The 21,908-nt window shown below is 71.3% G+C and carries 22 protein-coding genes; 13 read left to right on the top strand and 9 right to left on the bottom strand.

Translation table 11 applies throughout. The features are described from left to right. The first annotated feature begins 24 nt into the window (after window positions 1-24). A complete protein-coding gene (locus tag AB0K52_RS19285) occupies window positions 25-549 on the top strand; it encodes a hypothetical protein (protein WP_363533996.1) in 525 nt (174 codons plus the stop codon). A gap of 174 nt (window positions 550-723) precedes the next feature. On the opposite strand, the gene AB0K52_RS19280 is transcribed toward AB0K52_RS19285, so the two are convergent. Beyond that, the gene (locus AB0K52_RS19280; RefSeq protein ID WP_363533993.1) at window positions 724-1,212 is read right to left on the bottom strand and encodes an AAA family ATPase; all 489 of its coding nucleotides are present in this window, start codon (window positions 1,210-1,212) and stop codon (window positions 724-726) included. Between the two features lie 22 nt (window positions 1,213-1,234). Then, window positions 1,235-1,828 (bottom strand): class I SAM-dependent methyltransferase, encoded by a 594-nt coding sequence (locus tag AB0K52_RS19275; protein WP_363533990.1) that lies wholly within the window; start codon window positions 1,826-1,828, stop codon window positions 1,235-1,237. Between the two features lie 281 nt (window positions 1,829-2,109). Between AB0K52_RS19275 and AB0K52_RS19270 the strand changes: the two genes are divergently transcribed. Both AB0K52_RS19270 and AB0K52_RS19265 read left to right on the top strand, forming a co-directional pair. Continuing rightward, a complete protein-coding gene (locus AB0K52_RS19270; RefSeq protein ID WP_363533988.1) occupies window positions 2,110-3,102 on the top strand; it encodes an SMI1/KNR4 family protein in 993 nt (330 codons plus the stop codon). Window positions 3,103-3,202: 100 nt separating this feature from the next. Next, complete coding sequence (locus AB0K52_RS19265) at window positions 3,203-3,580, top strand: low affinity iron permease family protein (RefSeq protein WP_363533985.1); 378 nt, start codon at window positions 3,203-3,205, stop codon at window positions 3,578-3,580. Window positions 3,581-3,654: 74 nt separating this feature from the next. Here the strand turns inward: AB0K52_RS19265 and AB0K52_RS19260 are convergent, their stop codons facing one another. The 6 genes from AB0K52_RS19260 to AB0K52_RS19235 form a co-directional block, all read right to left on the bottom strand. After that, complete coding sequence (locus AB0K52_RS19260) at window positions 3,655-4,107, bottom strand: peptidase inhibitor family I36 protein (RefSeq protein WP_363533983.1); 453 nt, start codon at window positions 4,105-4,107, stop codon at window positions 3,655-3,657. 229 nt (window positions 4,108-4,336) lie between these two features. Further along, entirely contained in the window at window positions 4,337-5,074 is a 738-nt protein-coding gene (locus tag AB0K52_RS19255; RefSeq protein ID WP_363533980.1) for an SDR family oxidoreductase, read from the bottom strand. After that, window positions 5,074-6,348 (bottom strand): enolase C-terminal domain-like protein, encoded by a 1,275-nt coding sequence (locus AB0K52_RS19250; protein ID WP_363533977.1) that lies wholly within the window; start codon window positions 6,346-6,348, stop codon window positions 5,074-5,076. The genes AB0K52_RS19255 and AB0K52_RS19250 overlap by 1 nt, the downstream gene beginning before the upstream one ends. Before the next feature lie 82 nt (window positions 6,349-6,430). Further along, window positions 6,431-7,261, bottom strand: a complete 831-nt coding sequence (locus AB0K52_RS19245) for a fumarylacetoacetate hydrolase family protein (RefSeq protein ID WP_363533974.1) — start codon at window positions 7,259-7,261, stop codon at window positions 6,431-6,433. Beyond that, entirely contained in the window at window positions 7,258-8,109 is an 852-nt protein-coding gene (locus AB0K52_RS19240; RefSeq protein ID WP_363533971.1) for an amidohydrolase family protein, read from the bottom strand. The genes AB0K52_RS19245 and AB0K52_RS19240 overlap by 4 nt, the downstream gene beginning before the upstream one ends. Further along, the gene (locus AB0K52_RS19235) at window positions 8,106-9,095 is read right to left on the bottom strand and encodes an aldo/keto reductase (protein ID WP_363533968.1); all 990 of its coding nucleotides are present in this window, start codon (window positions 9,093-9,095) and stop codon (window positions 8,106-8,108) included. The genes AB0K52_RS19240 and AB0K52_RS19235 overlap by 4 nt, the downstream gene beginning before the upstream one ends. 87 nt (window positions 9,096-9,182) lie before the next feature. On the opposite strand from AB0K52_RS19235, the gene AB0K52_RS19230 reads away from it, so the two are divergent. From AB0K52_RS19230 to AB0K52_RS19210, 5 genes are all read left to right on the top strand, one after another. Continuing rightward, a complete protein-coding gene (locus AB0K52_RS19230; RefSeq protein ID WP_363533965.1) occupies window positions 9,183-9,992 on the top strand; it encodes a GntR family transcriptional regulator in 810 nt (269 codons plus the stop codon). A 52-nt stretch (window positions 9,993-10,044) separates the two neighbouring features. After that, complete coding sequence (locus AB0K52_RS19225) at window positions 10,045-10,740, top strand: (Fe-S)-binding protein (RefSeq protein WP_363533962.1); 696 nt, start codon at window positions 10,045-10,047, stop codon at window positions 10,738-10,740. Beyond that, on the top strand, window positions 10,737-12,164 hold the full coding sequence (locus AB0K52_RS19220) for a LutB/LldF family L-lactate oxidation iron-sulfur protein (RefSeq protein ID WP_363533959.1): 1,428 nt from the start codon (window positions 10,737-10,739) through the stop codon (window positions 12,162-12,164). The genes AB0K52_RS19225 and AB0K52_RS19220 overlap by 4 nt, the downstream gene beginning before the upstream one ends. Next, complete coding sequence (locus AB0K52_RS19215) at window positions 12,161-12,751, top strand: LUD domain-containing protein (RefSeq protein WP_363533956.1); 591 nt, start codon at window positions 12,161-12,163, stop codon at window positions 12,749-12,751. Before AB0K52_RS19220 ends, AB0K52_RS19215 begins: the two co-directional genes overlap by 4 nt. 76 nt (window positions 12,752-12,827) lie before the next feature. Continuing rightward, complete coding sequence (locus AB0K52_RS19210; protein WP_363533953.1) at window positions 12,828-14,480, top strand: protein kinase; 1,653 nt, start codon at window positions 12,828-12,830, stop codon at window positions 14,478-14,480. A 12-nt stretch (window positions 14,481-14,492) separates the two neighbouring features. Here AB0K52_RS19210 and AB0K52_RS19205 read toward each other — a convergent pair whose 3' ends face one another. Continuing rightward, complete coding sequence (locus AB0K52_RS19205; protein ID WP_363533950.1) at window positions 14,493-15,188, bottom strand: glycosyltransferase family 2 protein; 696 nt, start codon at window positions 15,186-15,188, stop codon at window positions 14,493-14,495. Between the two features lie 95 nt (window positions 15,189-15,283). Between AB0K52_RS19205 and AB0K52_RS19200 the strand changes: the two genes are divergently transcribed. From AB0K52_RS19200 to AB0K52_RS19180, 5 genes are all read left to right on the top strand, one after another. Beyond that, on the top strand, window positions 15,284-17,431 hold the full coding sequence (locus tag AB0K52_RS19200; protein WP_363533947.1) for a hypothetical protein: 2,148 nt from the start codon (window positions 15,284-15,286) through the stop codon (window positions 17,429-17,431). A gap of 61 nt (window positions 17,432-17,492) precedes the next feature. Next, window positions 17,493-18,068, top strand: a complete 576-nt coding sequence (gene dcd / locus AB0K52_RS19195) for a dCTP deaminase (RefSeq protein WP_363533944.1) — start codon at window positions 17,493-17,495, stop codon at window positions 18,066-18,068. Between the two features lie 99 nt (window positions 18,069-18,167). Beyond that, window positions 18,168-19,043, top strand: a complete 876-nt coding sequence (locus AB0K52_RS19190; RefSeq protein WP_363533941.1) for a hypothetical protein — start codon at window positions 18,168-18,170, stop codon at window positions 19,041-19,043. A 251-nt stretch (window positions 19,044-19,294) separates the two neighbouring features. Then, a complete protein-coding gene (locus AB0K52_RS19185; RefSeq protein WP_208498005.1) occupies window positions 19,295-19,882 on the top strand; it encodes a TetR/AcrR family transcriptional regulator in 588 nt (195 codons plus the stop codon). A gap of 303 nt (window positions 19,883-20,185) precedes the next feature. Further along, on the top strand, window positions 20,186-21,091 hold the full coding sequence (locus AB0K52_RS19180) for a hydroxymethylglutaryl-CoA lyase (RefSeq protein ID WP_363533938.1): 906 nt from the start codon (window positions 20,186-20,188) through the stop codon (window positions 21,089-21,091). Window positions 21,092-21,908: the final 817 nt, after the last annotated feature.

Genomic DNA, 21,908 nt, shown 5'->3' with positions numbered 1-21,908 from the left:
CAGCCGTCACGGAAGATGGTCGCCATGACCGACACACCCGATCCGATCATGGAAGCGATCGGCCGAGCCGTGATGCAGGGCCAGAACGGCGACACCGCCGCCGCCCGAACGGCACTGCTCGACCTTTGGACCCGCCTCGGCGTCACCGGCGACCCCCTGCACCGCTGCACCCTCGCCCATTCGATGGCCGACCTCTACGACGACGCCGCGCAAGCCCTCGCCTGGGATGTGCGCGCCCTCGACGCCGCCGATGCGGCGACCGACGAACGCGTGCGGGCCCACCACGCGGGGCTTGAGCTCGCGGGCTTCTACCCGTCGCTCCACCTCAACCTCTCCGACGACTACCGCCGCCTCGGCTCCTACGACGCGGCCGAAGACCATGTGCGACAGGCGGAACAGGCCGCCCCGGCCCTTCCCGAGGGGCCGTACGGCGACCTGATCCGCAGTGCCATAACGGGAGTCGAGGCCGCCATCGCGGCCAAGGACACCGCTCCGAGGGATACCGCGCCGGCGGCGGCCGATGGTCGCAGCGGGTCCGAGAGGGTCTAGGTGTGATGTTCGGGGAGGTTGTTCCGTGGTTGTAGCGGATTCGTCTGACAGGTGGAGCCTCCGGTTGTGAAGTGGAGCTGGCGAATGCACTGCTTCACGACCAGGAGTCCCACGCCAACGCGGCCCTGACCTCGCGCGCCCGTCTCCGGCTGGCGTGTCTGATCGTCGAAGACCCTAGAGGCCGACGTGCGCGAGGAGCCGTTCCATGACCTCGTCGAGAGGCGGGGTCGTGTCGATCTCGGCAGTGGCGCCGGCGCGGAGGAGCGGCTCGATCTCCTTCCAGTCCGTCAGGGCGGCGGCCATTTCGGCAGGGGTCTTGCCGTAGGTGTTGCCGGTGCGGGACTCCAAGCGCCGGCGGATCACCTCGAGCGGCGCGCTGAGCAGGATGACATGGTCGAAGTCGCGGTAGAACTTCCACTGGTTGGGGACGCAGCCGCTGACGAAGAGCGCGTGCGATTCGGCGGTGTCGAGGAGGCGGCGCATTCGGTCCTCGCGCCAGACCCAGTCGGGTTCGGCCGTGGGCTTGGGCGGCACCATGTCGGGCTCGGGCGCGCACCAGCCGTCGTAGTCGGTGTCGACGGCCCGGTGGCCGAGGCCGGCGAGGCGGGCGACGACCGTGGACTTGCCGACACCGGAGACGCCGGTGAGCAGTACGCGCAGCATCCTTGCAGGCTATCGGGTGCCGCTACGGGCGGCGGGTCGCCACGATCGTGGCGAGGTCGGGCGCGAGCCGCACTTCGGCGCCCAGCAGCGCCGGATGTTCGAGCCAGTCGAGCCGGGCGCTGTCGGGCCGGCCGTCGTGCACGGGCGGCCATGCGGTCATCGGCGTGAAGTCGTCGATGACGAGCGCACCGCCCGGTCGGAGCAGCCGTTCGGGGTCGACGGCCGCGCCGCGCTTGCCGTTGCCGCCGCCGTCGACCACGAGCAGGTCGAACGGGCCCCGGTCGTTGATGAGCGTCCAATCGCCTTGCAGGATCTCGACATCGGGGACGGCGGCGAACAGTTCCGCGACGCGCGCGGCCCGCTCCGCGTCATGTTCCACACTGACCACCGGCACGCCCGCGCGCCGCCCGGCGACGAGCCAGGCGAGTCCCACACCGCAGCCGGTGCCGGTCTCGCCGATGAGGCCTGCGCCCGCCGCGAGCGCGTGCAGGAGGCGGCCCTGCTCCAGACGGCAAGAGGAAGGGAAGCCGAGCTCCTCGGCGAGTGCGACTGCGGCCGAGACGATCGCGGGGAGGTCGCGCGCGCCCGCGTAGCTTTCGGTTCCCTTGAAGGACATCGGCGCCGCCTTTCGGGTCGAGCACCCAGGCTAGAGGCCGGTCCCGTGAGGGTGGAGGCCGCGGTGCGACGCGGCCGCCCTCCGGCCGATCGCTACGGCCGGGTCGTACAGCTCGCTCATGCCCCGAATCTGCGCGGGTCCGAAAGCCCCGTGACTGAGGCGGCACCGGTCACCTGAGCCGCCTAGGCCAGACTCATGATCGTCGCGCCCTCACCGCCCCGGAAGTCCCGCGGTGAGAGGGCAGAGCAGCAGCGCCCAGCACACCCCTGAGGAGGAACCCCATGCCCTCGAACGTCACCGAACCGCTGGTCCTGGTCGCCGGAGCCGTGCCCGAGCCCGCCAGGCGCGAGCCGCGGACGTACCCGGGCCGGGGGCTCGCGCCCTCGGCCGATCCCGAACGGCTGGAACGGGTCCTGCGCGAGCGGATGCCGAACGCCGTGGGCGCCGGCGAGGACGAGCTTGCCGCGGTCGAGGCCCGGCTCGGCGTGCCGCTGCCCGCCGAGCTCCGGGCCGTCCTCCGGGTCACGCGCGCCGAGTGGAGCGAGCAGCGCGACATCGAAGCCCTCGGCGGCGTCGAGCTCTTCGGGCTCGACGGGATCGAGCGGGCCTCCGAAGCTGATGTGCGCAAAGGCATCCCGTTCCCCTTCCTCGCGGCGAAGGCAGCGGTGACCGGACCCGACGCCGCCGTCCAAGGCCTCGTCGACCCGCCCTGCTGGATCGTCGTCGGCGACCACGGCGGCGGCAGCGGCGACTGGGTCGCGGTCGACCTGATGCCGGGTCCGGCCGGCCACGTCGGACAGCTGGTGGTCGTCTCGCATGAAGAGGAGATCGGGGCCCAGCTGCTCGCCGAGTCCTTCACCGCGCTCGTCCTCGACGGCGGCATCGAGGACTACGAGGACAACCCGGGCGAAGCGCCGCCCTACGCGGTCATGGTCGACAGCAAGCAGGGCCACTGCGTCGCCGCGGTCGCGACCGCCGAGCTCGAGGTGCTGCGGATCGGCGTCTGGGACGCGGAGCCGTCCGACCTCACCCCGCTCGTGGGTCTGCCGCGCCTGCGCACCTTGATCGCGCATCCGGGCAAGATCGCCGACCCGGGCGTCATCGGCTGCCTGAAAGGCCTCGAATACCTGGAGATCGGGCCCGACGAGTGGGAGGCGCTGCTCGCCGCGGACGCCGTGCCCCGGTCGCTGCTCGCCGCCGGCGTCTCGGGCTACGGCCACGACCCGGCCCGGGTCGGGGCAATCTACAGAGCACTGACGCGAATCTGGAGCTGACCTGGGGATTCATCCTGGTCAGCGTTTACCGCCGGCGGTGAGCGGGTAACGCTCGGGCATGAGTTCGAAAGCGGAGAAAGCCAGGCGCGATGACGCCACGATGCCGAATGACGTCACCGCCCATGTGGGGTTCTTCGACCGCATGGCGTCGCGCGTGGCCGGATTCACCGCCCGCGCGTGGTTCTTCAGCATCTGCGTCGGGGTCGTCATCATCTGGGCGCCCTCGATCGTGCTGTTCGACCTGTCGACCTGGCAGCTCATCATCAACACGGCCACCACGATCGTGACGTTCCTGCTGGTCGCGCTGCTGCAGAACACCGAGACCCGCGCGAACGACGCGGTGCAGCAGAAGCTCAACGCGATCGCCGACGCGCTGGCCGGGCTCATGGAGGCCTCGCACAGCGAGTCCGAGGAGATGAAGGAGGAGGTCCGCCAGCTGCGCAAGGCGGTGGGCCTCGAGGACGAGGAGAGCGCGTGAGACCGGGCCGCGGCGGCGCCTTGCCGCGGCGACCCGGCCGGTTCAGCTCAGGGGGATCGGGGTCTGCGCGGGTCTTAGCAGGCCGAGACGACGCGGATGCTCTCGATCCAGTCGTTGCGGTCGGGTTCGAGGTCGCTCAGGTTGCGGATGTCGACGCCCGGGCCGAGGCAGAAGTAGGCGCCGGTCGCGCCGTCGTTCGCGTAGAGCCGGAGGATCTTGTTCGACTCGTTCGAGATCGAGGAGATCTCGTTGTCGCCGTTCCACCAGTCGATCTCGTAGGTGGAACCGACGCCGCCCACGCGCCAGTTGACCCACTTGTCGCCGCTGTAGCCGGCGTTCTCCCAGCCGCAGACGTAGCCGGAGGCGCAGCCGCCCGCCAGGATCTCGGCGTCGGTGTTCGTCTCGGCCTGCGCCGAACCGGCGGTCAGGGTCAGGCCCGCGACCACCGCGACGCCCGCCATGGCCGCGCCGGCCTTGATGCGACCCTTCAGACGGCGCTGCATCGATTCGATCTTCTCGCTGCCCATGTGAGCACCTTTCGCCGAGCGGCGCCCGTTGCGCCGCGATCTCGCATGTTCGGCACGGTTGCAACTGGTTTGCCGCGATCCGTGCACAGAGAAGACGCGCAGCGGCGGGGCGTCGGATGTCGGCGGTGAAAATGCTCCCTTTTCGCCCTCGCGGACAACCGATTGCGGCGCGACGGGACATGCATTACCCTGCGCCGCAATCGAACTGGGGAGGCTCCTGAGCGAAAGGCTAGCGGACGATCCGCAGGCCCGAGAGGCCGCCGTCCACCGCGAGGCTGGTGCCGGTGAGGGACTTGTTGGCCGGGTCGGCGAGGTAGACGATCGCGGCCGCGACCTCCTCGGGACTGACGAGGCGGCCGGTCGGCTGGCGCTGCTCGAGGCGGGCGCGTTCGGCGGCCGGGTCTTCGGCCTGCTCGAGGAGGCGCTGCACCCACGGGGTGTCGGCGGTGCCGGGGCTGACGCAGTTGACGCGGATGCCTTCGGCCACATGGTCGGCGGCCATGGCGAGGGTGAGCGAGTGGACCGCGCCCTTCGACGCCGAGTACAGGGCCCGGTTGACCAGCCCGGTGAGGGCCGCGATCGAGGTGGTGTTCACGATCGCGGGGGCCGCGGACTCGCGCAGGTGCGGCAGGCACGCCCGGGAGAGGCGGACCATGCCGAGGAGGTTGACGTCGAGGACGCGGAACCACTGCTTGTCGGAGTTCTCCTCGACGGTGCCGACCGCGCCGATACCGGCGTTGTTGACGACGATGTCGATGCCCCCGAACCGCTCCTTCGCGGCGGCGACGGCCAGGCGCACCTGGTTGTCGTCGGCGACGTCGCACTTGTGGGACCAGTGCCGCTCGCTCGCGTTGAGGTCGAGCACGGCGACGTTCGCGCCGCGGGCGGCGAAGGCGTCGGCGGCGGCGGCGCCTATCCCTGAGGCGCCGCCGGAGACCACGGCGGTGAGGCCTGCGAAACCGGTCATCAGTTGCTTCTCCATTCGGGACCGTGCGGGTAGGAGTACCGGACCAGGCTGTCGCGCTTGATCTCCGCGGAGAAGCCCGGTGCGGTCGGGGCCTGGTAGCGGCCGTCCTTGATCACTGTAGGGGCGGTGAAGTGCTCGTGGAGGTGGTCGACGTACTCGATCACGCGGTCCTCCATGGTCGCGCTCACCGAGGTGTAGTCGAACATGGAGAGGTGGCAGACGAGCTCGCAGAGGCCGACGCCGCCCGCGTGCGGGCAGACCGGCACCCCGAACTTCTTCGCCAGCAAGAGGATCGCCAGGTTCTCGTTGACGCCCGCGACGCGCGCGGCGTCCAGCTGCAGGAAGTCGATCGCGCCGGCCTGCAGGAGCTGCTTGAACACGATCCGGTTCTGGACGTGCTCGCCGGTGGCGACCTTGATGGGGGCCAGTCTCCTGCGGATCGCGGCGTGGCCGAGCACGTCGTCGGGGCTCGTGGGCTCCTCGATCCACCACGGGTCGAACTCGGCGAGGGCCTTGGTCCACTCGACCGCCTGGTCGACGTCCCAGCGCTGGTTCGCGTCGATCGCGATGCGGACGCCCGGCCCGACGGCCGAGCGCGCGGCGGCGAAGCGGCGGCGGTCGTCCTCGAGGTCGGCGCCGACCTTCAGCTTGATCTGCGTGTAGCCCGCCGCGACGGCCTCGCGGGCGAGGCGCACGACCTTCTCGTCGTCGTACCCGAGCCAGCCGGGCGAGGTCGTGTAGGCGGGGTAGCCGTCGCGCTCGATCGCGGCCGTCCGCTCGGTCTTGCCCGTCTCGGCCTCGCGAAGGATCGCAAGGGCCTCTTCGGGAGTGAGGGCGTCGGTGAGGTACCGCCAGTCGATGCAGCCGACGACCTCCTCAGGGGTGAGCTGCGAGAGGTACCGCCACAGCGGCAGCCCGGCGCGGCGGGCGGCGAGGTCCCACGCGGCGTTGACGAGGGCGGCGGCCGCGAGGTGCATGACGCCCTTCTCGGGGCCGAGCCAGCGGATCTGCGAGTCGTGCGTGAGCCGCTTGTACAGCTCGCCCAGCGCCGCCGGACCGTCCACATCGGTCCCGATCACGTAGTCCGCGAGGGTCTCGACGGCGGCGCAGCAGATGTCGTTGCCGCGCCCGATGGTGAACGTGAACCCGTGCCCCTCGCGGCCGTCGTCGGCATGGAGCACGACATAGGCGGCGGAGTAGTCCGGGTCGGGGTTCATCGCGTCGGAGCCGTCGAGGCTGCGCGAGGTCGGGAAGCGGACGTCGGTGACGTCCACTGCGGTGATGATGCTCAGTGTTCACTCCGGTTCGGGGAAAGGCGAGCGAAGCGAGCCGGACGGGCGGGGCGACGGATGCGGCTCACGCCTGCACCGTCGGGTTCGAGGTGTGCCCCAGGCCGTCGGCGCCGACCTCGACCGTGTCACCGGCCTTGAGGTAGGGGAAGCGGCCGGAGAGCGCGACGCCCTCGGGGGTGCCGGTGAGCAGCAGGTCGCCCGGGTCGAAGGCCATGAACTGGGACATGTGGTGGATGATGCGCGCCACCGGGAAGATCATGTCCTTGGTGTTCGAGTCCTGGCGGATCTCGCCGTTCACCTTGGACCACATGCGCAGTCCCTGCACGTCCGCGATCTCGTCGGGGGTGACGAGGTAGGGGCCGAGCGGGGTGAAGGTGGGGCAGGCCTTGCCCTTGGAGAACTGGCCGCCGGAGCGCTCGATCTGGAACTCGCGCTCGGAGAGGTCGTTGGCGACGAGGAAGCCGGCGACGCAGTCGAGCGCGGCCTCCTCGGACTCCAGATAGGACGCCCGCTTCTTGAAGACGACGCCGAGCTCCACCTCCCAGTCGGTGCGGGTCGAGGCCCGGGGGATCTCGACCTCGTCGTTCGGGCCGACGATCGTGTTGGGGTGCTTGTAGAACACCACGGGCTCGACGGGCGGCTCGGCGCCGGACTCGGCGCAGTGCGCGGCGTAGTTCATGCCGATGCACACGATCGCGGAGGGCTTGGCGATCGGCGGGGCGATGCGCTGGCCCGCGATGTCGATCTCGGGGAAGCCCGCGGTGGTGGCGATGCCGCCGCGCTGCAGGAACTCGCCGTCGATGTCGCCGATCGGTCCCGAGAGGTCGTAGTACTTGCCGTCCGCGAGCGCCACGGGGGTCTCGAAGCCGGGTCGGCCGATGCGCAGGTACTTCATTGCTCTCCTAGCTGGTAGGTCCGGGCGGCGGTGCCGCCGAAGACGTCGGGGTCGGTGCGGCCGAGGATCTCGGTGAGGGCGTCCTTGACGCGGGTGTAGGTCGAGGCGAGTTCGCAGACGGGCCAGTCGGAGCCGAACATGAGGCGGTCGGGGCCGAACAGCTCGAGGGCGGTCTGGACGAAGGGCCGCAGGTCGGCGGGGGTCCAGTGCCGCCAGTCGGCTTCGGTGACGAGGCCGGAGAGCTTCGCGGTCACGTTGGGCTGCTTGGCGAGCGGCGTGACCGCTTCGCGCCAGGCCTTGAGTCCCGCTTCGCCGTCCCGGACCTGGGGCTTGCCGAGGTGGTCGAGGACGAACACGAGTTCGGGCACGGCGGCGGCGGCCTTCGCGGCGGCAGGGAGCTGGTCGACGCGCACGATCAGGTCGTAGGTCGGCACGGCGCCCGCGATGGCCTTGAGTGCCGAGACGACCTCGGGCCGGGCCAGGAAGTCCGCTTCGGGACGGCCCTGCACCTGGTCGCGCAGGCCCACGAGGTAGCGGGCGCGGGGGTGGTTCGCGTAGCGCGACAGCGTGTTCGCCAGCTGCGGGTCGAGGAGGTCGATGAAGCCGACGACCCCGGCGATCTCGTCCACGGCCCCGGCGAGGTGCAGGAACTCGACGGTCTCGGAGGGGTGGCCCCAGTCGGCCTCGACCAGGACCGTCTTGTCGACCCCGGCGGCCTTGAGGTTCGCGCGGAGGTCGTCCACGCCGTAGTCGCGGCGGATCGGCTCGAGCTCGGGTTCGCTGGCGAGCCAAGGGTAGTCGGCGGTCCAGAGGTGGTGATGGGCGTCGATCACAGGCGGTGCGGTCATGACGGGACGGGAGCCTCCTCGGCCAGCAGCCCGGCGCTCTTGAGGTCGTGCCACAGCGCGCCGGGGATGGGGTGGGCGTACATGGCGAGGGCGTCGTCGACCTCGGCGGGGGTGCGCGCGCCGACGAGGATCGACGCGACGGCGGGGTGGGCGGCGGGGAACTGCAGCGCGGCCGCCCGCAGGGGCGTGTCGTACCGCTCGCAGATCGCGGCGATGGCCTGCGCTCGGGCGAGGAGTCGCCGGTCCGCCTCCGCGTAGTTGAAGTGCGCTCCGGGCTTGGGGTCCGCGAGGATGCCGGAGTTGAAGACGCCGGCGGCGATCACGGAGACGCCGCGCGCGAGGCAGAGGGGGTAGAGCCGGTCCAGGGCGGACTGGTCGAGGAGGGTGTAGCGGCCCGCGATGAGGGCCACGTCGAAGTCGGCGCTCGCGAGCATGTCGGCGGCGGCCTCGGTCGAGTTCATGCCGACGCCGATGGCGCCGACGCGCCCGGCGGCCTTGAGCTCGGCGAGGGCCCGGTGGGTCCCGGCGAGGGCGTCGGCCTGGTGGTCGTCGGCGTCGTGGATGAGGCCGATCTCGACGCGGTCGGTGCCGAGGCGTTCGAGGCTGCCGTGGTAGGCCTCGTGCGCGCCGCGGTAGGAGAAGTCGAAGACGGCGGCCTTGCCGTTGGGCTCGCCCCAGATGTCCCAGGGGCCTTCGTGGTCGACCAGGACGCGGCCCATCTTGGTGGACAGGGTGAACTCGCCGCGCGGCCGGTCGGCGAGCGCGCTCCCGAGCCGCTCTTCGGAGAGCCCGGCGCCGTAATGCGGGGCGGTGTCGAAGTGCCGGATGCCGCCTTCCCAGGCGGCGTCGACCGTGGCGGCGGCGACGGCCGGATCGACGGGCTCGAAGAGTCCGGCGAGCGGCGCGCAGCCGAGCCCGACGGCGCTCACGGACACGTCGGTGTCGCCGAGGGTGCGAGAGGGGAGTGGTTGCCGGTCTCCGACCACGGGAGCCTCCAATGGGAGCAGGGGCGCTGCGGCGGCCCGAATCGAGCTAGCCGCGCCGTCGCGACATTATCCTATAGGATTGTGCGCATGACGGCTACATCAGCGACCCCGGAGAGGCGCACGCTCGCGGACGAGGCCTACATCGAGCTCAAGTCCCGGATCATGCGCTCGGCCCTGGTCCCGGGGGCGAAGCTGAGCATCGACGGCCTGGCGAAGCAGCTCGCGTTCTCGCAGACGCCGATCCGGGAGGCCTTGGCGCGCCTGGAGTCCGAAGGCCTGCTGGCGCGGCGCCCGTTGAGCGGCTACACCGTCGAGCCCCTGCTCTCCGCCGCCGAGTTCGACGATCTCTTCGAGATCCGCATGATGCTCGAGCCGAGGGCGGCGAGAAGGGCCGCCGAGCGCGGCGCTCGCGACCTCGCGGGGGCCGGAACGGCGACCGGGCTCGCGGCGGGCGACCCGGAGTCCGGCCGCGCCGGCGCGGCCTCCCCGGGCCCCGCCTCGATCGAGGGACTCACCGCGGCCCAGGCGGATGCGCTGCTCGCCTGCGCGCGCACGCCTGACGCCGGGGCCGACAAGCTGGTGTTCACCGAGGCCGACGCGCGCTTCCACAACTCCGTCGCCGAACTGAGCGGCAGCGCCCAGCTCGCCAAGGCCATCCGCCGCCTCGACGCGCACCTGCACCTCCACCGCGCCTACATCGAGCCCGACTCGATCGGGGAGACCGAGGTGGAGCACCTCGCGGTCGCGGACGCTATCATTGCTCAGCAACCGCTTGCCGCCGAGGAGGCCATGCGCCGCCACCTCGAACGCTCCCGAATCCGGCACCGCGCCGCCTTCGAAGCGGCCCGCACCACCCAGCCGACCTCGAAACCCAGGCGCGCCAAGGCGACCCGATGAATCACTCCCAGGCCACCGGCCCGCTCCACCCGGAAGCAGAGGTGCGACCGCCATGCCCCGCGTAGGACTGTTCATCACCTGCGTCAACGACGCGCTCTTCCCCGAGACCCCCAAAGCCGTCGTCACCGTCCTCGAACGCCTCGGCTACGAGGTCGACTTCCCCGCCGCCCAGACCTGCTGCGGCCAGATGCACGCCAACTCCGGCTACAGAGCCGACGCGACCCGGCTCGCCCGCGCCTTCGAACGGGTCTTCGAGCCCTACGACGCCGTCGTCACCCCCTCCGGCTCCTGCGCCGCCATGACCCGCGACCAGTACCCCCACCTCACCGGCAGCACCATCGGCCGGCGCGTCTACGAGCTCTCCGAGTTCCTCATCGACGTCGCCGGCGTCGAAGACGTCGGCGCCCGCTTCCCACACACCGTCACCTACCACCCCACCTGCCACGGCACCCGCGCACTCGGCCTGGGCGACAAGCCCCTCCGCCTCCTGCGCGCCGTGCGCGACATCGACCTCGTCGACCTCCCCGCCGCCGACCAGTGCTGCGGCTTCGGCGGCACCTTCGCCCTGAAGAACAGCGAGGTCTCCTCCGCGATGCTCGCCGACAAGTGCCGCCACGCCGCCGGCACCGGCGCCGAATACCTCGCGGCCGCCGACAACTCCTGCCTCACCCACATCGGCGGCGGCATCTCCCGTTCCGGCGGCCCCCGCCCGATCCACTACGCCGAGATCCTTGCGAGCAGAGCATGAGCACCGACGCACCGCTGGTCCCGGCCGCCTCGCTCATCCCCGCCGACGCGCCGTTCCCCAAGGCCGCCAAGGTCGCCCTCGGCATGCCGCAACTGCGCAAGAACCTCGCCCACGCCACCGGCACCATCCGCGCCAAGCGCGCCAACGTCGCCGGGGAGCTCGACGACTGGGAGCGGCTGCGCGACACCGCGGCCGCCGTCAAGGCCGACGTGCAGCACCGCCTCCCCGAGCTCGCGATCGAGTTCGAACGCAACGCGACCGCCGCCGGCGCGAGCGTGCACTGGGCGCGGGACGCCAAGGAGGCCAACGAGATCGCCGCCCGGATCGTGCGCGAGGCCGGGGCCGGCGAGGTCGTCAAGGTCAAGTCCATGGCCACCCAGGAGATCGAGCTCAACGAGCACTTCGAGGCCAACGGGCTCAAGGCCTTCGAGACCGACCTGGCCGAGCTCATCGTGCAGCTCGCCGAGGACAGGCCGAGCCACATCCTCGTGCCCGCGATCCACTACAACCGCAACCAGATCCGGGACATCTTCAACCAGAGCATGGGCGATGCGCCCGCCGGGTTGACGGACGAGCCGGCCGCACTGGCGGAGGCCGCGCGGCTGCACCTGCGGCGGCGGTTCCTCTCGGCGAAGGTCGCGGTCTCGGGCGCGAACTTCGCGGTGGCCGAGACCGGATCGCTGGTCGTGGTCGAGTCGGAGGGCAACGGCCGCATGTGCCTCACGATGCCCGAGACGCTCATCAGCGTCGTCGGCATCGAGAAGCTGCTGCCGAGCTTCAGCGACCTCGAGGTCTTCATGCAGCTGCTGCCCCGGTCGTCCACTGGGGAGCGGATGAACCCGTACACCTCCGTGTGGACGGGGTCCCGCGAGGGCGACGGGCCGCAGGACGTGCACGTGATCCTGCTCGACAACGGCCGCACCGGCGTCCTCGCCGACGAGGTGGGGCGCCAGGCGCTCTCATGCATCCGCTGCTCGGCCTGCCTGAACGTGTGCCCGGTGTACGAGCGGACGGGCGGGCACGCGTACGGCCACGTCTACCCGGGCCCGATCGGCGCGATCCTCGCGCCGCAGCTGGAGCCGGGCCGCCACGACGACCTGCCGTACGCCTCGAGCCTGTGCGGGGCCTGCTACGAGGTCTGCCCGGTCAAGATCGACATCCCCGAAGTGCTCGTCCACCTGCGCCAGCAGGGCCCGCACGAGGCGGGGGAGCGGGCCGCCATGAGCGCGGCGAAGGCCGTGATGGCGAGGCCGCGGCTCTGGCGGGCAGCCCTCAAGGCGGCGAGGTTCGGCTCGATGCCGTGGCGCCGCAAGGGGTTCCTGCGGCGACTGCCGTGGCCGGGCAGCCGGTGGACGGTGAGCCGGGACCTGCCGGTGCCGCCGAAGGAGGACTTCCGGGACTGGTGGAAGGAGCGGCAGCGATGAGCGGTGCGCGCGAAGAGATCCTGGCGCGGATGCGCCGCGCGCTGGAAGGCGCCGGCGAGGCGCCGGTGCCGCCGCGCGAGTACCGCCGCGCTCTGGATGCGGGCGTTGACATCACGGCGATGCTCATCGACCGGCTCGTGGACTACAAGGCGAACGTGCACCACGGCCTGGCCTCGATCCCCGCGGCCCTCGCGGGCGCGAAGCGCGTCGTGGTGCCCGCCGACCTGCCGTCGGAGTGGCGGCTGGGCGGTGCCGAGTTCGTGGCGGACGAGGGCCTTTCGACGGCGGAACTCGACGGGATGGACGCGGTGCTCACCGGTTGCGCGGCGGCCGTGGCGGTCTCGGGCACGATCATGCTCGACACCGGTGCGGCCCAGGGCAGGCGGGCGATCACGCTGGTGCCGGACCACCATGTGGTGGTCGTGCGCGCCGAGCAGATAGTGGGGCATCTGGCCCAGGCGCTGCCGATGCTCGACCGGACGGCCCCGCAGACGTGGATCTCGGGTCCGTCGGCGACGAGCGACATCGAGCTGCAGCGCGTCGAAGGCGTGCACGGACCGCGGCGCCTCGAGGTCGTGCTCCTCTGAACCGGCCTGGTCGGCCACCCTCTGCTCATACGGAGCGAACGCCCCGTAGTGGTCGCACCCGGTCATAATCGCCGTCATGCTCCTCACGAGACCCGGTGTGCTGCTGGGCAGTCGCTACCTCCTCCATCAACGGATCGGTTCGGGCGGCATGGGGGAGGTGTGGCGGGCGGAAGACACGATGCTGCGCCGGCCTGTCGCCCTGAAGGTCCTGCACCCCTCCCTCTCCGACGACGAGGGCTTCCGGCGGCGCTTCGTCGAAGAGGCCCGCACCGTGGCGGCCCTCCGTGCGCGCGGCGTGGTCGAGATCTACGACATCCGCGCCGAGCGCGACGAGAGCGGCGAGGTCATGACCTACCTGGTCATGCAGTTCCTGGAAGGCCGCTCGCTGCACGAGGTCGTCGACCGGCAGGCGCCGCTGCCCGCGCAGCGGGTGCTGCCGCTGCTCGCGCAGATCGCGGACGCGTTGGAGGCGGCGCACTCGGCCGGGATCGTGCACCGGGACATCAAGCCCGCCAACATCATGGTGGACGCCAAAGGACTGCCGACGATCCTGGACTTCGGGATCGCGCTCCGGCGCGACCAGACCGCGCTGACCGCCACGGGCACGGTGCTGGGCACCGTCGGGTACGCCTCGCCCGAGCAGCTGCGCGGCGAGGAGCTGACCGGGGCCTCGGACCTGTACTCGCTCGGGGTCATCGCGTACGAGTGCCTCAGCGGCGCGATCCCGTTCGACCGGAACTCGCCGGCGGCCGTGATCACCGGGCACCTGCACGAGACGCCGCCGCCGCTGCCGCCGAGCGTGCCGCAGGCGGCGGCCGATCTGGTGGACTGGGCGATGGCGAAGGACCCGGCGGACCGCCCGGCCTCGGCGGGGATGTTCGCGCGGGAGTGCCGGGTGGCGGTGGCCCAGGCGAGGCCGGTCGTCCGCGAACCCAACCGGACCACAGTGGACCTGCTGGTGTCGTCGTCGCCCCCGCCGCCGTCGGCGGCGGGGGCGGCGGGCGCCATGCCGCCCGGGGCCGTGCACGGCGCCGCGAATGCGGAGCGGCCCAGCCGGAAACGCGGCCGCGGCGTGCTGCTCGGCCTCGCGGCCGTGGTCGGCGCCGTCGGCCTGACCATCGGCGTCATGCAGTTCCTCGACGAGGACGAGCCGGACGGGCGCAGCGCCGGCGAGGACCCGAGCGGCGGCCCGACCGCCGCCGACGCGACGGCCGAGAGCGCCGACGCCGCGACCGAGACGGCCTCGGCGGAACCGCCCGAGGACGACGCACCTCCGCTGCCGGAACTCTCCGTCCTGGTGAACGCCGAGACCGGCGAGTGCCTGATCGGCGAGTACGACAGCACCGACGAGGCCTCGACCACGTGGCTGGACGCCTGCCACGACGGCAGCGCGGGCGACTACGAGTTCGGGTACGAGTCCGACGCCGCGAGCGACGTGCGGATCACCCACCGGTCCGAGACCGGCGGGGGTCCCACGACGCGCTGCATGTGGTGGGACGGCGCCGAACTCGGTTTCGACGAGCATTGCGACGTGATGGCCTGGCAGTTCACCCACCTGAGCACCGATGAGGCCGAGGACGCCGACTTCTGGCAGATCCGGGCCGCGGGCGACGGCAACTACTGCCTGGACGTCTCCGACGAGGCGAACGACGACGGCTTCGCCTTCCCGGTCCTCAACCCGTGCACCTCGGACGACACAGGGCAGCAGTGGAGGACCGCCGCCCTCTGAGGGCCGGCGCGGCTAGCGGCGGGTGCGGCGCACGCGCTCGCGGCCGAGCAGCCAGAGCGCCTGGACCCCGTCGGTCCAGGTGATCTTCTTGCCCTCTTCGCGGCTGCGCGCGGTGTAGGAGATCGGCACCTCATAGGGGCGGATGCCGCGTTTGAGGAGCTTCGCGGTCAGCTCGGCCTCCATGCCGAAGCCGCCGGAGCGGATGTTCAAGTCCAGGTACATCTGGCGCGGGAGCAGCTTGTAGCAGGTCTCCAGGTCCGAGATGTAGGAGTTGAAGAGGATGTTCGCGGCGAGGGTGATGCCCTTGTTGCCCATGACGTACCAGAACGAGTACGCCGAGTGGGAGCCGAACGAGCGCGACCCGTACACGACCTCGGCCTTGCCGTCGAGGACCGGGGTGAGGAGCCGGGGCAGGTCGGCGGCGTCGTACTCGCCGTCCGCGTCGAACACGACGACGTGGTCGCCGACCGCGGACTTGGCGGCCGTGCGGATCGCCGCGCCCTTGCCCTTGTTGCGGTCGTGGCGGATCAACCGCACCCGTGGATTGTCCTCAAAGGTCTGCAGGACCTCCCAGGAGCGATCGCGGGAGCCGTCGTCGACGGCAACGATCTCGGTCTCGCAGGGGAACTCCACTGCGAGCAGCTCTTTCAGCGTTCCGGCAGCGAGGCGTTCCTCGTTGAAGACCGGAACGAGAATCGACAACAGCATTGCTGCTCCATCCCCGCGGATCGAACAAGATTGCACAACCATAACGCGCTCATGCCAGGACGGCATCGGCCGGACGGGTCGTGTTGAATGAAGCCGTGCTGCTCGTCCTGTGGCTACTGCTCCTGCTTCCGGCGCTCGCCTACGCCGTCCGCCCCGGCGACGGGGCCGTCCTCGCCCCCGCCCGGCTCGCCGTCGTGCGGGCATCGGTCCTCTTGGGGGCGTATGCGATCGGCGTGGTCGAAGTCGCCTCCGCGTTCACCGCGCTCACCGCGCCGGCGGTCCTCACCGCGTGGCTCGCCGCGACCGCCGCGGTGATCGCGGCCGTGCTCGTGCGCTCCGTGCGAGACGTGGCCCCTGATGACGGCGGCGGCGGGCCGCTCGCGCGCCTCACCGGCCGCGGCCAGCCCCTCGACGCCCTCCGCGAGGAACTGCGCTCCCGCCGCGGCGCCACCCGCCGCACGTGGCGGCGCACCAAGTCCGCCGCCGCGGCCGCCCCCGCCTGGCAGTGGGCGCTCGGGTGCGTCATCGCGATCCTCGCGATCAGCGTCGCCGTGCTCGCGATCGCCTCGTCCCCCAACAACTTCGACTCCCAGACCTACCACCTGCCGCGCATCGAGCACTGGGTCCAGAACGCCAGCGTCGCCGTCTACCCCACGGACATCCACCGGCAGGTCGACATCGGTCCCGGCTCCGAATACCTCCTCACCCACCTGCGGATCCTCTCCGGCGGCGATGCCGCGTACAACCTCCTGCAGTTCCTCGCCGGAATCGGCGCGGCCCTCGCCGCCTCCCGGATCGCCGCGCAGCTCGGCGGCGGCCCCGTCGCCCAGCTCGCCACCGTCTTCCTCCTCGCCACCACCCCCGAGATCCTGCTCCAGGCCTCCAGCACCCAGGTCGACCTCGTCGCCGCTGCCTGGGTCGCGTGCCTCGCCACGATCGTCCTCGACGAATTCACCCGGCCCGGGGACGGTGCGCTGCTGCGGATCACCGCGCCCCGCTCCGACGCGCTCTACCTCGGGCTCGCCCTCGGGCTCATCGCCGTCACCAAGAGCACCGGGCTCCTCGCCGCCGCGCCGCTCCTGCTCGTGTGGGGCGTCGGACGGCTCGTGCGCGACGGCCACCGCCGCCGCCCCTGCCTGTGCGGCCGCAGCCCCCAGCGGTGCTCCCGCGCCGACGCCTCGCGCGCCGCGACCGCCCGCGCCGCCACCGTCGCCGCGTCCCTCGCCATCCTCGCCATCGCCCTGATCCTGGTGGGGCCCTTCCTGCTCCGCATGCAGCAGGCCTTCGGGCACCCGCTCGGCCCCGACGTGCTGCGCGATTCCATCGGCGTCCAGACCGCCGACCCGCGCCTGCTCCTCGTCAACGGCCTGCGCATCGCCCAGACCAACCTCGACACGCCCCTGTTCTTCCTCTCCGACGCGTTCGCCGCCGCGGTCAACGGCCTCGCGAACCTCATGGGCGTCGACCCCAACGACCCCCGCATCACCTTCGGCTCCACCCGCTTCCCGGTGCCCGCCTGGTACCCGGACGAGGACCGCGCCGCGTTCCCCGTCACCGGCGTCGCCGCCCTCGCCGGGCTCGTCTGGTTCGCGGTCAAAGGCCCCCGCCTGCGCCGCGCCTACGCCGCCGTCCTCGCCGCCGCCTTCATCGGCGTCGCCTGCACCGTCTCCTGGCAGCCCTGGGTGAACCGGCTCGTCGTCTTCCTCGTCGTCCTCGGCGCTCCCGCCGCGGGCCTCCTCGCCGCCGGGATCGCGAAAGGCTTCGTCAAGACCGCCCGCGAACGGGGCCGCCGCCGCGCCGCATGCGCCCTCGTCACCGTGATCGCCGTCGTCGCCTCCCTCGCCGGGTTCCTCACCGTCGCGTACGGGTACCCGCGGCGCCTCGCCGGGACCTGGAGCGTCTTCAGCGTCACCGACATCGAAGAGCGGTTCATGCGCCGCCGCGAGTGGATGCCCCAATATGAGGAGGCCGCCGCGGCCGTCGCCGCGACCGACCCCGACCGCGTGGGCCTCGTCCAGGGCAACGACTCGTGGGAGTACCCGTGGTGGATCCTCCTCCCGGCCGACACCGAGATCTTCGCGCTCCAGTCGATCGTCCCCGGCCAGACCCCGCCCGACCCCGCGACCATGGACGCCATCGTCTGCGCCGAAGACCTCGACGAATGCCGGATGCTCGTCCCCGACGACTGGGAGTACCACGAACTCGGCACCGTCGCATACGCGATCCCGCCCGCCGGATCGTGAACACGACACACACGCCAGGACCCCTTGACCTGCCTAGACGGGCTGTCCGTAGGCTGGGGCCATGCTGCTTAGCGACCGCGACATCCTCGATGCCGTCAAGAACGACCGCCTCGGCATCCAGCCGTTCGACGACGAACTCGTGCAGCCCTCCAGCATCGACGTCCGCCTCGACCGGCGCTTCCGGGTCTTCAACAACCAGAAGTACACCCACATCGACCCGTCGAAGCAGCAGGACGACCTCACCTCCGCCGTCGAGGTCGCCGACGACGAGCCCTTCGTCCTCCACCCCGGCGAATTCGTGCTCGCCTCCACCCTCGAGGTCATCACCCTCCCCGCCGACCTCGCCGCCCGCCTCGAAGGCAAGTCGAGCCTCGGCCGCCTCGGCCTGCTCACCCACTCCACCGCCGGGTTCATCGACCCCGGCTTCTCCGGGCACGTCACCCTCGAGCTCTCCAACGTCGCCAACCTGCCCATCACCCTGTGGCCGGGCATGAAGATCGGCCAGCTGTGCGTCTTCCGGCTCACCAGCCCCGCCGAGAACCCGTACGGCGCCGGCGCGAACTTCTCCCGCTACCAGGACCAGCGCGGCCCGACCCCCTCGAAGTCGTGGATGCACTGGCGCACTTGGCCCACCTAGCCCCCGATGTCCGCGGCGCCCGATTCGAGTTACACCGGTGTCGGGTCTTTCTCGCGCAAACCGCCCGAATGCGGTTGTTAACCGGCCTAGCCTGCGGAGATGGACTTCACGCAGAGCTTCCAGAACATGATGGACAGCGTCGTAGCGTTCCTGCCGCGCGCGCTGGCATTCCTGGCGATCCTCATCGTCGGTTGGATCGTCAGCAAATGGATCGGCAGACTCGTCGGCAAGCTGCTCCACAAGGTCGGACTCGACAAGGTCGGCGACCGCTCCGGTCTGCGCCGGTTCACCGGCAAATTCGAGCTGAGCGACCTGCTCGGCAAACTCGTGTACTTCGCGTTGCTGCTGTTCACACTGCAGCTCGCGTTCGGGGCGTTCGGGAACAACCCGGTGTCGACCCTGCTCAACCAGCTGGTGGGCTGGCTGCCGCAGCTGTTCGTCGCGCTCGTCATCGTCGTGGTCGCGTTCGCGATCGCCAACGCCGTGCACGGCCTCGTGAGCGGCACCCTGAACGAGACGAGCTACGGCAACGTCGTGGCGCGGATCTGCCAGGTCGCGATCGTCTTCTTCGGCGCGGTCGCCGCGCTCGGGCAGGTCGGCATCGCCACGACCGTGACCACGCCGATCATGTGGGCCGTGCTCGCGATGGTCGCGGGCGTCGTCATCGTCGGCGTCGGCGGCGGACTCGTCGGCCCGATGCGGGCCCGCTGGGAGCGGATGCTCGACAGCGCCGAGCACGAGGCGTCGAAGATGACCGAGAGCGGCGGCATGCGCGGTGACGCCACGTCGTCGATGTCGAGGAAGTACCGCTCCGAGCGGTACGGGACTACCACCGACACCCAGGCCCCGGCGGCGGGCGCCATGGGCGGAGCGGGTGAGACGGGCGGCGCGATGCCCGAGGGCGCGCGGCCGCGCGGGACGAGCGCGGGCGCGGGCCTCGAGACCGAGCGCCCGATGCCGCCGAACGAGCCTTAGGCGCCGCACCGGGAGGCGATGTGTCTGGCCTCCCGTAGCGGTTCCGCAAGCGCGGCAAGGTGACACGCCGCGAATCGGGGTCCCCGGCGGGGGAGGCCCCGGCGGGCACTGCTCGACACGCCGGCCGCACTCCGGAGACGGGGTGCGGCCGGCCCGCGTCCCGGCTCGATTCACTACTTGCGCCGTGTGTAAAAGTGGGCTTTTGCTCCCTGCTCGGGGGTGTACGCGCGAGTAGCCTCATCGAGGTGGAGATGAATGCCGATAGCCGAGGCGGTTCGAAGCGCCGCCGCGAGATCCTCGACGTGGCCGTCAGACTGCTTGCCAAGCACGGGTACCACGGCGTATCGATGGACGACATCGGCGCGGCCGCCTCCATCACCGGGCCCGCGCTGTACCACCACTTCAAGGGCGGCAAGGAGCAGATGCTCGCCGACGCCCTCATCCCGGTCTCGGAGAGGCTCCTGGCGGGCGGGCGGCACTGGGCGTCGCTGCACTCCGAGGACCCGCAGGCCGCGCTCGAGGCGCTCGTGGACTTCCACCTCGAGGTCGTCATCGACTCGCCGGAGATCGTCATCCTGCACCTCCACGAGCTCGACCGGCTCCCGGAGGAGCCGCGCCGGCAGGTGCGCAAGCTCCAGCGCGTCTACGTCGAGGAGTGGGTCGGCGTCCTGTGCCGCCTCCGTCCCGGCCTCCAGCCCGAACAGGCGCGCGTCCTCGCCCACGGCGCCTTCGGCCTCATGAACTCGACCCCGTACCTCTCCCTCGGCGAAGAGGTCAGCGCCGACGAAACGGCAGCTCTCCTCCGAGCGGCGGCCCTCCGTGCTCTCGACCCCGGGTAACGGGTTGCTGCGGCGAGCGCCGCTTTCGGACGAAACGGCGGCCCTCTTCCGAGCGGCGGCCGTCCGAGCTCTCGACCCCGGCCAGCGGATTGCTGCGGCGAGCGCCGCTTTCGGACGAAACGGCAGCTCTCCTCCAAGCAGCGGCCCTCCGAGCCCCCGGCCCCGGGTAACGGGTTGCTGCGGCGAGCTCCGGCGCGAGCACCGCTCTGACCTCCTTTCGTGTTGGCGACCGTCCCGCATTGCGGGATCGGGGTTAGCATGGGCTGATGGGCCGCAACGGGTCGCGGTCCGGGGAGGCGGAGCATGCACCAGCCCGATCGGGTCTCACTGCGCGAGGTGGCCCCTCGCGACGGCCTGCAGAACGAGCCTCCCGTACCGACCGCCGACAAGATCCGGCTGATCGATGCGCTGTCGCGCACGGGCCTGGCGCGCATCGAGGCGGTCAGCTTCGTCAGCCCGAAGGCCGTGCCCCAGATGGCCGACGCCGCCGAGGTGTGGGAGGCCGTCGAGAAGCACTCCGGCATCCGCTACAGCGCCCTCGCCCCCAACCGCCGCGGGGTGGAGCGCGCCCTCAGCGCGGGGTTCTCCGCCGTCGAGGTGGTCGTCTCCGCCTCGGAGACCCACAACCGCGCCAACATCGGGCGCAGCGTGGCCGAGTCGCTCGCCGAGCTGCCCGACATCTGCGGCCTGGCGCGCGAGCACCTGGCCTCGGTCGAGGTCATCATCGCCACGAGCTTCGGCTGCCCCTTCGAAGGCGACATCGCGCCCGCGAAGGTCGCCCGGATCGTGGAGGCGGCCGAGGCCGCAGGGGCCGGCCGAGTCGCGTTCGGCGACACCACCGGCATGGGGACCCCTCGCCGCGTCACGGAACTGCTCGACGCGGTCGACACCGCGCTGCCGATGCTGATGCACTTCCACGACACCCGCGGGACCGCTCTGGCCAACCTCCTCACTGCGCTCGATCGCGGCGTCACAGAGTTCGACGCCAGCGTGGGCGGGATCGGCGGATGCCCGTTCGCTCCGGGCGCCTCCGGCAATGTGGCGACCGAGGAAGTGGTCCACATGCTCCACGACATGGGTGTGGAGACCGGCGTGGACCTCGAGGCCCTCATCCGCACTGCCGAACTCGCCCAGGAGATCGTGGGCCGTCCACTCGAGTCCGGCGTCCTCCGCGCCGGACCCCGAACCACCCTGAGCCCGAAGCCGTGAGCCGCAAGCCGTGAGTGCCGGTCCCCTCTCGCTCGGGGCGGTCCTCGGTGTCAGCGGCATCGAGAACTTGCCGCTGGAAGACGCTTTCGCCTGCGAGCCTGCGCGTCTCGCACACCGGTTCAAGTGCAGTCCACGCTCGGCGCGGGCGTAGATCCGGCCGCTGTTTCCTCGGCTTCCTCGGCTCTCCGGCTGGAGCGGGGATCGGGTCATCCTTGGCTTCCCGGTCTGGTCGGGTCGGCGTTCAATCGGGCAGCGACAACGAGGCCTGGTCAGGCTGGGGCCGCTGTGCGGCCTGCGGTTCGTGTCAGTGGGGGTTCGATCGGGCGGCGACAACAGGGCGGGTGTGGGGCGGGGTCCCTATGTGACTTCGCGGTGTGGTCGGGCTGGGGTTCAACCTGGCAGCGATGGTGAGGTGGGGCAGGGCTGAGGTCACCTGCTGCCTTGCGGTTCGATCAGGTTGTGGTTCAAGCGGGCAGCGACAAAGGGACCTGAGCGTTTTCGGGGAGGACCATCGGCTGCCTGGTGGGGCGGTGCCTGCGGTTCAGGCGGGCGGCGACAACGAGGTCCCATGGCGCTCGGGCCGGACCTCGGCTCCCAGGCTGGGTCCGATTGCAGTTCAAGCGGGCAACGGCAACGAGGTCCCATGGCGCTTCGGCCGGACCTCGGCTCCCCGCCGGGAATGGATTGCGGTTCGAGCGGGCAGCGACAACGAGGCCTGAGCGTCTCGGGGCGGGCCATCGACTGCCCGGTCTGGTGATGCGCGCGGTTCAGGACGTTTCTATGTTTGTCAAGCGCGGGTTGTCGTGTCTTGGGGTGG

It is taken from the genome of Glycomyces sp. NPDC049804 (genome assembly GCF_040674615.1).
Lineage (GTDB): Bacteria > Actinomycetota > Actinomycetes > Mycobacteriales > Micromonosporaceae > Glycomyces > Glycomyces niveus.
Note: the sequence above shows the minus strand (reverse complement) of the source record. Positions and strands in the feature narration are given on the sequence as shown.